This window comes from Streptomyces sp. NPDC054872, assembly GCF_053610705.1.
In genome coordinates this window covers 1-12041 of record NZ_JBSGYY010000052.1, presented here as the reverse complement: position 1 = coordinate 12041, position 12041 = coordinate 1, and the positions used below count along the sequence as shown (strand labels likewise).

Genomic DNA, 12041 nt, shown 5'->3' with positions numbered 1-12041 from the left:
CTAGTAGCGGTGACCGGGCCAGTACGGATCGGTCCAGCGGTCCTCGTCGGTGAGGCCGAGCAACCGTATCCGGTGCCGCAGATCCTCCGATGCGCCCGACTCCCGGAGCCGCGTCGCCCCATGGCCGAGGAGCCAGGTGACGAGGTCGGCGCGCAGCTTCTCCTCGTCATGCTCGTACCAGCCGACGTACCACGGCAGGCTGTCCCCCAAGAGGTCGTACTCCCACTGGGCGGCCGCCTCGGCCAGACGCCGGTCGCTGAGGTCCTCGGTGTGCTCCGCCCAGGCTGCGAGCCACGGTGCAACGGTCCCGGACGCCTCGGCACACATCGCGAAGACCTGATACGCGGGGACGGCCGCATCCGGATCGGTGAGACTCGCCGCCCACCAGGCATGCAGGAACTCGCGTACCGGACCGGCGTGATCATCTGGCCACTGCTGCCACCGTCCGCGGGCGAAGGAGTACCCCGCCTCCTCCAGACCGAACAGCGGTTCCACGCGACCGGCCACCAGAGCCGTGGCGAACTGCGGCAGGACGCGGCGCAGCACAGCCCCGTGGTCGGTCCAGTCGATCGCCTGCCAGGCCCTGCGCAGAAGGTCCGGATCCAGTTCCACATCCGGCGTCTTGAGAAGGGCGAGCTCCTCGGGGCTGCCCCAGTGGCATTCGCAGTTGTGCTCATCCGGGCGTGCGGTCATGCCGCGGAAGGAGACCGAGAGGTTCTCCAGGGCGGCGCTCAGGCGGCGGGGTGCGGAACGGTCGTCGAGATGCAAGATGTACTCGGCCTTCGAGGACTCCGTACGGCTACAGCCGGCCGAAGATCGCTACATTACCCGGTGGGCCGGGTCATGTGGGCCCGATCGTCGCCACGTAGTAGAGGTTCACCGGGTCCCCCTCCACCGTCCGCGTCTGGATGTCGGTGAAGCCGGCTTCGGCGAGCATGCGGCGGGCGGTCTGCTCGCCCCACATCGTGCCCAGGCCCGCTCCCCCGGCGCCCAGCGACGTGGTCATGCAGTAGAAGACCGAGAAGCCGAAGAGGGCGGGCGCGAGGGGGTGGTCGAGGTTCTCCTCCAGTTTGCTGGACGCGGCGATGTCGCCCATCAGGAAGGTGCCTCCCTCTCGCAGGCTGGCGGCGACGGCGTTCAGGGTCTCCTGCGGCCGGGCCAGGTCGTGGATGACGTCGAAAGCGGTCACCAGGTCGTAGCGTCCCGTGATCTGCGTCGAGTCGCCGACCGTGAAGTGGACGTTGTCCAGGGAGCGGCGCGCGCTCTCGTCGCGGGCCGCTTCGATGCCATCCCCGGACTGGTCGAGGCCGTGCAGGAGGCTGCGCGGGAACGCCTGGGCCAGGACGAGGGGCGCGTGCCCCTGGCCGGTGCCGACATCAAGGGCGTCGATGCCGTCGCGCAGCCGCTCGGTCAGGCCGGGCACCAGCGGGATGATCCTCTCGACGAGGGCCGCGTCGTACACCCGGCCCGTCTCCAGCGCCTGCAGTTCCTGGAAGCGGGGATACGCCGCGTACGGAACTCCTCCGCCGTGCCGGAATGCCTCGACGACCTGCTGTTCCACCTCGCCCATCAGCGCGATGTAGGGCGTCATCCCGGCGAGGTTGTCGGGGCCCGCAGCTTCGGTCAAGGAGGCGGCGTGTTCCGGCGGCAGCAGGTACAGCGCCCCTTCCGGGTCGTACTCGACGAAACCGCCCACGACCATGCCGCCCAGCCACTCGCGGACGTACCGTTCGTCCAGTTGCGCCGCCTTGGCGATGCCGTCGCTCGTTGACGGCGGCAGCGTGCTCATCGTGTCGAACAGGCCGGTCTGGTGGCCTGCGCTGACGAGGAGGGCCAGCACTCCTTTGTTGAGTACGTCGACCATGAGGCCGGCGAATTCCTCCTGCCGTGCGGGATCCAGTGTCATGGTCCCTCCTCAGAGCAACATCACACCCGCCCCCCTTCACAAGTTACGCCCCTTTCGGTGGCCGAGCCGGAGCGGGACGCAGCTGCCTGCACACGGTCATCGCACGGCGACCACCAGCTACTTTTCTCGCGACCAGCTGCGCTCACATCCGCGCGGCGCCCGACCTGATGGCTTCCCGGATTCGGGCATAGGTGCCGCAGCGGCAGATGTTGCGGATTCCGTCGAGGTCGGCCTCGCTGATCTCGCGGCCTTCCTCGGCGGCTCGCCGGACCAGTGCGACGGCGGCCATGATCTGGCCCGGCTGGCAGTAGCCGCACTGGGCCACGTCGTGGTCGAGCCATGCTTCCTGCATGGGGTGCAGGTCCTTGCCCACCGTGGCCGGCAGTCCTTCGATCGTGGTGACCTCGTCGGTGGGTCGCAGGTTGCCCACCGGGATCGCGCAGGGGTTGACGGCCCTGCCGTTGAGGTGGCTGGTGCATGCCTTGCAGACGTTGATGCCGCAGCCGTACTTGGGGCCGGTGACACCGAGGACGTCGCGCAGCACCCACAACAGTCGTTCCTCGTCGGCGATGTCGACGGTGACCTGCTCGCCGTTGAGGCGGAAGGTGTGCTGGGGCACGTGGGCTCCTTACATCGGTGGCGACGGGAGTTGGCGGAAGGCGGCACGTCAGAAGGCGTGGTCCAGGCCGTCGGTCGGGGACGGAGGAATGGGCGGGGTCGTCGGCTTGGGTTCGAAGGAAAGGGTGGCGTGGTTGATGGGGAAGGTGGTGGGCATGGCGCCGGTGGCACGGCCGTATGCGCAGGCGACCGCGGCCATGGCCGCCGAGACGCCCAACTCGCCTGCTCCGCCCGGCTTTTCACTGGTGTCCGGCATGATGATGATCTTCAGTTCGGGTGGCGTGTTCCACTGCCGTGTGTAGAAGTAGTTGTCCCAGCTGGCCTCCAGGAAGTGGCCGTCACGCAGGTGCAGGCTGGAGGTGAGGGCCAGGGCGATGCCGTCCATGGCGCAGCCCATCATCTGCGCCTCGAGTCCGCGGGGGTTGACCGTGAGTCCGGCGTCCACGGCGAGTACGGCCTTGGTGACGCGTGGTCCGGTGACACCGTCGCGGACGGGGCGGTTGACGGTCTCGGGGCGGCAGTCGATCTCCACCAGGACGGCGCTGGTGGCGTGGTACTCGGAGTGGAACGCGATGCCCTGCGCCATGCCGTCCGGCATCGACCGGCCCCACTGCCCGGCCTCGGCGACCTTCTCCAGTACCGCCTTGGCCCGTTCGTCCTTGAGGAAGGCACGCCGGAAGCGGTAGGGGTCCTTGCCCATCCTCGAGGCCAGTTCGTCGATGAGGAGCTCACGGGCGCAGGTGGCGTCGGGCGAATAGACGTTGCGCATGCTGCCCGTGTTGAAGCTCTTGTCGGTCTCGTTCAGGAGCCGGCTGTGGACACCGAAGTTGTACGGCATGGACTGGGAGAGCTGGAAGAAGGTCTCGGAGAAGCCGAGGTCGGCCACGGGCAGCTTCGCCGCCATGGCGGTGAGGATCTCCCCGAAGCCGTGGCTGAGATCGGTGGCCACGCTGGTGTGGCGTTGCCGGTAGCTGAGGACGGTGTCGCCCAGGTAGGCGATGCGTACGCGGGAGGTGGCCATGGGGTGGGTGCGGCCCTGGCGGGAGTCGTCGGCGCGGTGCCACATGAGTTTGACGGGCTTGCCGATCTTCCGGGAGATCTCGACGGCTTCCAGCGCGGCGTCGAAGAAGAGTTTGCGCCCGAACGATCCACCCCCCTCGGTGACGTGCACGGTGACGGCACCGAGCGGCAGCCCGAGTCTGGCGGCGATCATCTCCTTGGCCACGATCGGCGATTTCAGGCTCGACCAGATCTCGGCCCGGTCGGAACGCACGTCGGCGATGGCGCAGTTGGTCTCCAGGGCGCTGTTGCTGCGGAAGTGGAAGGTGAAGCTGCCTTCCACGTAGGGGGTCAACGGCGGCAGGCCGAGCGGCACTTCGGCGGCTGCCAGCTTCTTGAGCACCGAGGCATCGGACTTGCCCTCCGCGGTGCCCGCCTTCCACGACACCTTCAGCGCGCGCACGGCATCGATGCACTGCCCGAAGGTCCGGGCGCGCACGGCCACCCCGGTCGAGATCACCGCGACGTCGGTGACGCCCGGCATGGCGCGGACCTCAGCGGTGTTGGCCACCGACCCGACCTTGCCGTTGATGGTCGGGGGACGGCACACCATGGTCGGGGCGGCGTCCGGGACGCTGAGGTCCATCGCGAACTTCTTGCGCCCGGTGACCGCGTCCAGGGCGTCGATACGGCGCTGGGGTGTGCCGATGACGGTGAACTGCTCCGCCGGCTTGAGCTCGGCGGTGACCTGCTGCGTCCGTACGCCCGCGGCCTTCTCGGCGAGGGCTCCGATGGCGATGCTCTTGCCCGCGGGTCCGGTGACGACTCCCGCTTCGATGGTGAGGTCGCGGGCAGGAGTGCCGAGTTCGGCCGCCGCGGCCCGCAGCAGCCGTCCGCGCGCGATGGCGGCGGCCACCCGGACCGGCGTGTAGGTCGAGATGGTGGTGTTGGACGCGCCGGTGAGCTGGTTGAAGACGAGCTCCGGTCGCGCGTCGGCCAAGGTGACCCGCACCTGTGCGAGCGGTACGTCCATCTCCTCGGCGATCAGCATCGCCGTAGAGGTGGTGATGCCCTGCCCCACCTCGGCCCGGGGCAGGGCGAAGGACACCGTGCCGTCGCCGTTGACCCGGACCGTGATCAGGCCGGAGGTCGGCAGGGCAGCCGCCGTCATCACGTCGTTGAGGTCCACCAGTTCGGTGACCTCGGGCGAGGGAATGCCGTCTTCGCGGACCTGCGCCGTTGCTTCGTCCGCCGGTATGAGCTCAGCGGCGGTCACCAGTGTCGGCGCCGCCAGCACGAAACCCAGGAAACGGCGCCTGTCCAGGCCGGAGAGGTCGCGCTGCTCGGCGGTCTCATCGTGGTTCATGGGTGCGGCTCGACTCCGGTGGTCGTGGGCTGGCGGGGACTGCCCGAGGCGGTGGCGCGGGGTGCCACCGCCTCAGGCGTGGCCGACAGGTGGGCGCGGCCGCGCCCGGCTGTCACAGGCCTTCAGGACGGGCGGTTCATGTCCGGGATGTCGATGGAGATGGGCAGGCGGGCTTCGGCGAGGAACAGCAGGACGAACTTGCGGATGGCCTCCTCCAGCGTCCACATGATCCCGGGGATGCCGGGAAGGGGGATCAGCTTTTCGCGGAAGGCCACGAGGAGCGGCCAGGCGCCGGCGACCAGGGGTGTCAGGACAGGCTCCTTGGACAGGCCGATCATGTCGCCGACCCGGTCGCCGAGTGTGTAGCGGGAGAACGCGCTGATCAGCGGACGCGTCAGGCCGGCGTCGAGTTCGGCCACGATGTCGAGCAGTACCTTGGTCAGCGCCTTCCCTTCCGTCGTGGCGGCCAGGATCGGGTCGAGGACTTGCTTGGACTGGGCGTCGGCCGCCTGCCAGGTGGCCGGGATGTACTCCTCTCGGACGCCGAGCATGTTCGCGGTCACCTGCCACACGTGCAGATAGGCGTCGGCGTCGCCGTCGGAGACCCGGACACCCCATTCTTTCAGCTTGCGCATGACAAGTGTGGCCAGACTGTGCCAGGTGACCAGAATGTCCGCCTGGCTGATGGGGATCTTCTGGCCGTCGCTGTTCTGCACCCAGGCCGGGGACTGCGGCAGCAGATGCCGTACCGCCGCGTGCACCATCCGGGTCTTCACCGCGGTCACGATCATCGAGCCCTGCGGCTGGTAGGCGTCCAAGTCCCCGATGTCGTAACCGAGCCGCGCCGTCTTGGCGATGCGGTCCTTCATGTCCGCACCGCCCTTGGAGTAGTAGACGGCCCGCGCCTCCCGGGGAATGGCGGTGCTCATCAGACCGCTGCCGAGGCCGTACAGCGCCCCTACGTAGATCCCCTTGGTCTTGCTGAACTGGGCGCCGCGGTCGAGTTCGGCCCGGTCGGCCCAGGAGGGCAGCTTGCGGGCGTGCTCCATGAACTCCCGCAGATCACGCGGCAGTCCGTCGGGCAGCGGCTGATCGTTGCGGGTCCACTGCCGTAACGCCTCGTTGACCTTGGCCACTTCGCCGCGGTCGAGTACGGCGGCCAGGACCGGGTCGGCCTCCTCGTCCCACAGCCACTGCGGGTCGATCCCCGCGCCCTTGCCCGCGATCGACGATGCGGGAGACCACGACCACAGGGAGCGCGCCCCGGCCGGCGTGGCCATGCCCAGCGCCCCGAAAGCCCCCAGGGTTCCGCCCGTCATCAACACCTTGCGTCTGCTCAGTTCGTCCATCGCTGCGCACTCCTCCTTCAGCTGGTGCCCGGCCGGTTGGTGTCGGGGATCTCGATGTGGGTGCCCTTGCCCTTGGTGAGGTAGAACAGGATGTACTGGCGGGCCGCTTCGTCGAGCGTCCAGGCCAGTGGTGGCACCAGCGGCAAGGGGATGAGTTTCTCGCGGAAGGCCACCAGCTTCGGCCAGATGCTTTCCAGGACGCCGTCCCAGAACGGCTCCTTCGGGATGCCGTCCATGTCGGCGACCCGGTCGCCGACCAGGTACCGGCCGAGCGCGTTGCACAGGGGCCGGTCGATGCCGCCGGGGCTGGTCTGCTCGGCGAGCTGACCCAGCAGGATGTCGGTCAGTTCGACACCTTCCCTGGTGGAGGTCAGGATCGGGTCGAGGACCTGTTTGGACTGGGAGTTGGCCGCCTCCCAGCTGACCGGGATGTACTCGTCGCGGACACCGAGCATGTGCACGGTCACCTGCCACACATGCAGGTAGGCGCCGGCGTCGGCGGAGCTGACCGGGACCTTCCACTCAAGGAGCTTCTGCATGGCGTAGGTGGCCAGGCTGTGCCAGGTGACCAGGATGTCGGCCTGGCTGATGGGGATTTTCTGGCCGCCGCTGTTGCGCACCCAGGCCGGGGATTTCGGCAGCAGATGGCGCACCGCCGCGTGCACCATGCGGGTCTTGACGGCGTGCACGATGACGTCGCCGTCGGGCCGGTAGGCGTTCAGGTCCCCGATGGCGAAACCGAGCAGGCTCGTCTTGGCGACGCGGTCCTCCATGTCGGCGCCGCCCTTGGAGTAGTAGACCGAACGTGCCTCCCTCGGGATGGCGGTGCTCAGCATGCCGCCGCCCACTCCGTTGAGCAGGTTGAGGTAGAAGCCGCGGGACTTGTTGAAGGCGGCCGCCCGCTCCAGCTTGTCCCGGTCCGCCCATGAGGGCAGTTGCCGCGCTCGATCCACGAACTCCCGTACGTCCTGCGGGAGTCCGGCCGGGGGCGCCTGGCCGTTGCGGGTCCAGGTGCGCAGCAGTTCATTGACCTTGGGCACGTCGCCGCGGTCGATCACGGAGGCGAGCAGCTTGTCGGCCTCCTCGTCCCACACCCACTCGGGGTCAACTCCCGCGCCCGTGCCCGCTATCGAATTGCTCGGGGCCCACGTCCACAGCGCCCTCGCACTGGCCGGTGAAGCCGCCCCCAGCGCCCCGACGGCCCCGAGGGCGCCACCCGCCGTCAACATCTTGCGTCTACTGAGTCCATCCATCGCTCTGAACTCCTCCGTGAGTTCGGCAGCTCCGTGGTTCCGCGGTTCGCTTGGTACGATGAAACGTCTTGAGCATCTCTGTATCAACAGGGGAGCACAGCCGAGGCTTGAACACCAGAGGCTTCACGCAATCAGGGGGGCGGTCGTGCAACCTGTCCTGCCGGACCTCACCGGGCCTGCTTCCGGCTCCCCCTCTGTGCTGGAACTGGCGTTCACCGAGGGGGCCTACGGAGCCGATCCGGACGACGAAGTGTTCACGCGGCTGCTCGACTCCGCGTACGAGCAGTTCTGCCGCATGCGAATGCGCGCGGTGGCCCGGCAGTTCCTCGTGCCCATGCTCGAACCACCGCGCTCCGCCCGCTCCTAGGGTTCGCCTGCGCCATCCGCGACCGATGCCCGCAGCATGCTCAAGCGCCGCGTAGCGTCAGGGCGGTGGAGACAACACAACGGCCCGCCGCACGGGTCATCTGCCTGGACGCTGCTCATCGTCTGCTGCTTCTGCGCTGGCGCGACCCATTCGACGGGACATGGCTCTGGGAGCCGCCCGGTGGCGGCATCGAGCCTGGCGAGACACCGCTGATGGCGGCACGACGTGAACTGGCCGAGGAAACCGGACTCGACCCGACGGCCGTCCTGGATCAGTCGGTGCTCGTGGACCGTGATGTGCAATGGAACGGTAAGCGGTACACCGGCACCGAGCACTTCTTCGCCGCTCGGTTCACCGAGGCCCGGCCATCGCTGGTGCGCACCGGCCTGCTCCCCGACGAGCAGGCCGACCTGGACACCCACATCTGGATCGCGTGGCCGGATCTGGGCTCGCTGCCCGACCCCGTGGAGCCGCCGCAACTCCCGTCTTTGCTGGAGTCGTTGGCTCCAGACGGCCCCTGGTGCGCGCGTAGGTGAGCAGATGAGGTGCGGTGGCCGCTAGCGGTGCGACGTGCGGGTGAGGCCAGCGTGTGAGGGGGGCGGCATCCGGCCACGGGGGCTTTGCGAAAACTCGTTGGCGGGCCACGGCCACCCCTGCTAGTTTCCCGGAGGCCGTGCGAGAGAACGAGGAGGTGGTACCCGTGAACGCAGAATCGACATGGGTGCTCCCCTCCGGGGTCACGGTCGGGCGATAGGTCGTCCGGGAGCGCCGTTCACGAGCTCCCGAAAGGCACGACCATGCAGTTCACTTCCGAGCAACGCCTCGACGACGGCGTACTGGAACGCGAATTCACCCTCGGCGAGATCCCCGGCACCCTGTGGACTCCTCCCTCCGCGCCAGCCCCACTGGTCTTGATGGCCCACAACAACGGCCTCCCCAAGCGGGACGCCAGGCTGGTGGCCCGGGCCCGGCACACCGCGGCGCACGGCTACGCGGTGGCCACCATCGACGCCGTCGGGTGCGGCGACCGACCCCGCTGCGCCGCCGACGAGGAGGCCCGTGCCGACCTCCGCAGGGCGCTGCAGGCCGGCGAGCCGGTCGACGAGCTCTTCGAGTCCCTCATCGGGCCGCTGGTCGACAAAGCGGCCCCGGAATGGCAGACCACTTTGGACGCCCTCCTTTCGCTGCCCGAAGTCGACGGCCCGGTCGGGTACTCGGGGTGGACCGCCCTCGGCATCCGGCTGGCGGCGGCCGAGCCGCGCATCGCGGCCGCCGGCTTCTTCGCCGGGGGTTACGTGCCCCACGCCCAGCGCGAGCAGGCCCGGCAGGTCACCGTCCCGCTGCTGTTCCTCCTGCAGTGGGACGACGAAGGCAACCCCCGGCAGCGAGCCCTGGACCTCTTCAACGCCTTCGGCACCCAGCAGAAGACGCTGCACGCCAACCTGGGCGGGCATACCGGCACCCCGTGGTTCGAGGTGGAGGACGGAGGCCGGTTCTTCGACCGGCACCTGAAGTAGAGCCGGGCCACGAGACCGGCAGCAATCAGTAAGTGGTGCCAGCCGTGATGCCGCCGTCGAGGACAGGCTCAGGCCCTCCTCGATGGCGGTGACCGGCGGGCGGCGTGCGTCCTGCATGCCCCGCACAACTCCACGTGCTCGTCGGCGGAGATCACCCGAACGTTTCTGGGGTGAACTTCTTCCGCCACTCGGCTGGGTCGCCTGCTCAGCGCCCACCGCACGAGATCAGAGGCTGCTAACTCTGCCGGGGTGATCAAGAATTTCGGCCGCGGACTCGCGGCGCTCAGTCTGTCCCTGACCCCTCTTCTTGCGTCCGCACCGACGCAGGCTCAGGACGCTTCCACCGAAACCACGACGCTGGCCGATGCCGTGCACCGCATCCCGGTCGCCGACGAACGCCGCGACGGCTACGCACCCTCCGCGTTCGCGCACTGGAACGCAGGTCTGGTGGCGGACGACGGCTGCAACACTCGCGCCGAGGTACTGATCGCCGAGGCTCATGAGGCACCGTCCGTCTCCTCGGGCTGCAAGCTCAGCGACGGCGAATGGCTGTCCTACTTCGACGCCCAAGAAGTCGAGGACGCCAAGAAGCTCGACGTCCACCACATGGTTCCGCTCGCCGAGGCCTGGGCATCCGGTGCCTCCACCTGGAGCGAGGACCGCCGCGAGGCCTACGCCAACGACCTGGGCGCCCCCGGCTCCCTGGCCGCTGTCACCACCCGCACCCACCGCGCCAAGGCGGACAAGGACCCCTCACAGTGGCTGCCGCCGCTGCCCACCGCGCACTGCCGCTACCTTTCCGAGTGGGTCGCCACAAAGCTGCGCTGGGACCTTGCCGCGAACCCCGCCGAACTCGACGCCATCGCCGTCTTCGCCTCCGGCCAGTGCAAGGACACCGCGGTCACCTACACCCCTGCTCCGTAGCCACCGCACTGTCACTCGGCCGCACGGGAACCGCCGGACTCCCGCGCGGCCTTCGGCGTATAGTCGCGGGCTATGCCCACACGCCATGGTGAGCCCAAGGGGAACGCAGCGCCCGTGTCCGACTTCGACGCCCCGGCGTGGGGCCCGCTTCCCGCGCGTCCGGCCCCACTGCGGTGGCTGTTGCTGTTGCCCCTGACACTCCTGCTGTTGCCGCTGTGGTGGATGGCGTGGCTTTTCCTCGCGGCCCTTTTCTACTGCGCGGCCTCCGTGGCACAGCTGATCGTCTATCTGGTGCCGCGAGCCGAGAACGGTGCCGTCCGGGTGCTGGACGCCACCATGGGCCAGATACCGATCGTCCCGCTGTGGTGCGTGACCCCGGTGGGCCTCTTCCGAGAAGGCGACGCAGCGTACTACCGGGCACGCGTGGACCGGCGCATCGAGAAGCAGACCCGACGCGCGGAAGACGCCTCCAACCTCTCCGGGTACAGCCGCGATCTCGACCTGGGGGCCCACTACTTCCGCAGCGCGGGCGCCGGTTACGTCGTCCGCTTCGCCGAGGAACGCAACTGGAGCCTGCACCCTGTACTGCGCTCCCACCCGCGGCGCCGTCTGCGGCTGCGCCACAGCGGCCGCCCACGAACAGACGTCAGGACCTGACCCGCGTATGGACCTGTCCGGCGAGGCCGGAGCCCGACCGGTCACCGACCGGCCTACGCTGGAACCATGCGGCTGCTGCTGACCTCTGACACGCATGTGCCGACGCGGGCCAAGGCCCTGCCCGACGCACTCCTGGCGGGCATCGACGAGGCCGACGCGGTGATCCACGCCGGAGACTGGATCGATGAGGCCACGCTCGATCTGTTCGAGGCCAGGTCACGTCGGCTGATCGGCGTGTTCGGCAACAACGACGGCCCCCCGCTGCGTCGGCGTATCCCCGAGGTGGCCCGCGCGGAGCTGGGCGGCGTGCGGTTCGCTGTCGTGCACGAGACCGGGCCGGCGACCGGCCGTGAGCGCCGGTGCGCCGAACGGTTCCCGGACTCGGACGTGCTCGTGTTCGGTCACAGCCACATTCCCTGGGATTCCACGGCCCCCGGCGGCCTCCGCCTGCTCAACCCCGGTTCACCCACCGACCGCAGACGCCAGCCGTACTGCACGTTCCTCACTCTGACGGTCTCCGACGGCGCGTTGCACGACGTGACGCTGCATCGGCTTCCGCCGAGAAGTTGAGCCGAGCAGCTGGATACGTGCGCCGTGGGCGGTGTTCGCCGACACCTTGTGCGGCAGCGCCGGAGGCCGCTGAGGTGGGACGACACACCCGGAGCAGACGTGTGTCGTCAACACTTTCGTGGCCGCCGTGGGCACTCCCTGCCCGTCCGTCGGAACAGTCGCTACCCGACATTTCGGCCCCGCTCCGGCCACCGGTCTGACCTGGGGATGAGCAGCCCGCGCCGGACGCGGGACGGCCTCAGACGGGTTTCGGACGGGCCCCGGACGGGGCTCGCCGACCCTCGTGGCAGGCTTCATCCACGTTTTGCGTACCCTTGCCCGGCGACTCCTGGCCCCGGACCGCCAGGTGAGGGTGTGCGACCCATTACCCTTTGCAGTGTCCACGGCGTCAAATGGCGGGCGCCGAACTTTGGAGGAAATACTTCATGCTGATCGCTCAGCGTCCCTCGTTGACCGAAGAGGTCGTCGACGAATTCCGCTCCCGGTTCGTGATCGAGCCGCTGGAGCCGGGCTTC

Annotated in this window: 12 protein-coding genes; 6 read left to right on the top strand and 6 right to left on the bottom strand. The window is 68.9% G+C overall.

The window, feature by feature from the left end:
* From ACWGIH_RS39190 to ACWGIH_RS39165, 6 genes are all read right to left on the bottom strand, one after another.
* Positions 1-768: a hypothetical protein gene (locus ACWGIH_RS39190; protein WP_453448290.1), complete on the bottom strand. Its 768-nt coding sequence runs from the start codon at positions 766-768 to the stop codon at positions 1-3.
* A gap of 73 nt (positions 769-841) precedes the next feature.
* A complete protein-coding gene (locus ACWGIH_RS39185) occupies positions 842-1906 on the bottom strand; it encodes a class I SAM-dependent methyltransferase (protein WP_453448291.1) in 1065 nt (354 codons plus the stop codon).
* 142 nt (positions 1907-2048) lie between these two features.
* Positions 2049-2525, bottom strand: a complete 477-nt coding sequence (locus tag ACWGIH_RS39180) for a (2Fe-2S)-binding protein (protein WP_453448292.1) — start codon at positions 2523-2525, stop codon at positions 2049-2051.
* Positions 2526-2573: 48 nt separating this feature from the next.
* The gene (locus ACWGIH_RS39175) at positions 2574-4889 is read right to left on the bottom strand and encodes a molybdopterin cofactor-binding domain-containing protein (RefSeq protein ID WP_453448293.1); all 2316 of its coding nucleotides are present in this window, start codon (positions 4887-4889) and stop codon (positions 2574-2576) included.
* Positions 4890-5011: 122 nt separating this feature from the next.
* Positions 5012-6238, bottom strand: coding sequence for an oxygenase MpaB family protein (locus ACWGIH_RS39170; protein WP_453448294.1), 1227 nt, complete (start codon positions 6236-6238; stop codon positions 5012-5014).
* Between the two features lie 17 nt (positions 6239-6255).
* On the bottom strand, positions 6256-7491 hold the full coding sequence (locus ACWGIH_RS39165) for an oxygenase MpaB family protein (RefSeq protein ID WP_453448295.1): 1236 nt from the start codon (positions 7489-7491) through the stop codon (positions 6256-6258).
* Between the two features lie 145 nt (positions 7492-7636).
* On the opposite strand from ACWGIH_RS39165, the gene ACWGIH_RS39160 reads away from it, so the two are divergent.
* The 6 genes from ACWGIH_RS39160 to ACWGIH_RS39135 all read left to right on the top strand — a co-directional run bounded on the left by ACWGIH_RS39160 (position 7637) and on the right by ACWGIH_RS39135 (position 11526).
* Positions 7637-7858 carry a hypothetical protein gene (locus ACWGIH_RS39160; RefSeq protein ID WP_453448296.1) on the top strand — a complete coding sequence of 74 codons (222 nt, stop codon included), beginning with the start codon at positions 7637-7639 and terminating at the stop codon, positions 7856-7858.
* Positions 7859-7923: 65 nt separating this feature from the next.
* A complete protein-coding gene (locus ACWGIH_RS39155; protein ID WP_453448297.1) occupies positions 7924-8394 on the top strand; it encodes an NUDIX hydrolase in 471 nt (156 codons plus the stop codon).
* Positions 8395-8655: 261 nt separating this feature from the next.
* A complete protein-coding gene (locus tag ACWGIH_RS39150; protein ID WP_453448298.1) occupies positions 8656-9375 on the top strand; it encodes an alpha/beta hydrolase in 720 nt (239 codons plus the stop codon).
* Between the two features lie 249 nt (positions 9376-9624).
* On the top strand, positions 9625-10299 hold the full coding sequence (locus tag ACWGIH_RS39145) for an HNH endonuclease family protein (protein WP_453448299.1): 675 nt from the start codon (positions 9625-9627) through the stop codon (positions 10297-10299).
* Positions 10300-10371: 72 nt separating this feature from the next.
* Positions 10372-10956, top strand: a complete 585-nt coding sequence (locus ACWGIH_RS39140) for a hypothetical protein (protein ID WP_453448300.1) — start codon at positions 10372-10374, stop codon at positions 10954-10956.
* A 66-nt stretch (positions 10957-11022) separates the two neighbouring features.
* Entirely contained in the window at positions 11023-11526 is a 504-nt protein-coding gene (locus tag ACWGIH_RS39135; protein WP_453448301.1) for a metallophosphoesterase family protein, read from the top strand.
* Positions 11527-12041 lie beyond the last annotated feature (515 nt).

Coding starts and splice junctions, on each gene's coding strand:
- ACWGIH_RS39185 (WP_453448291.1), bottom strand. CDS start 1,906: ATGACACTGGATCCCGCACGGCAGGAGGAATTCGCCGGCCTCATGGTC.
- ACWGIH_RS39175 (WP_453448293.1), bottom strand. CDS start 4,889: ATGAACCACGATGAGACCGCCGAGCAGCGCGACCTCTCCGGCCTGGAC.
- ACWGIH_RS39170 (WP_453448294.1), bottom strand. CDS start 6,238: ATGGACGAACTGAGCAGACGCAAGGTGTTGATGACGGGCGGAACCCTG.
- ACWGIH_RS39165 (WP_453448295.1), bottom strand. CDS start 7,491: ATGGATGGACTCAGTAGACGCAAGATGTTGACGGCGGGTGGCGCCCTC.
- ACWGIH_RS39150 (WP_453448298.1), top strand. CDS start 8,656: ATGCAGTTCACTTCCGAGCAACGCCTCGACGACGGCGTACTGGAACGC.
- ACWGIH_RS39140 (WP_453448300.1), top strand. CDS start 10,372: ATGCCCACACGCCATGGTGAGCCCAAGGGGAACGCAGCGCCCGTGTCC.
- ACWGIH_RS39135 (WP_453448301.1), top strand. CDS start 11,023: ATGCGGCTGCTGCTGACCTCTGACACGCATGTGCCGACGCGGGCCAAG.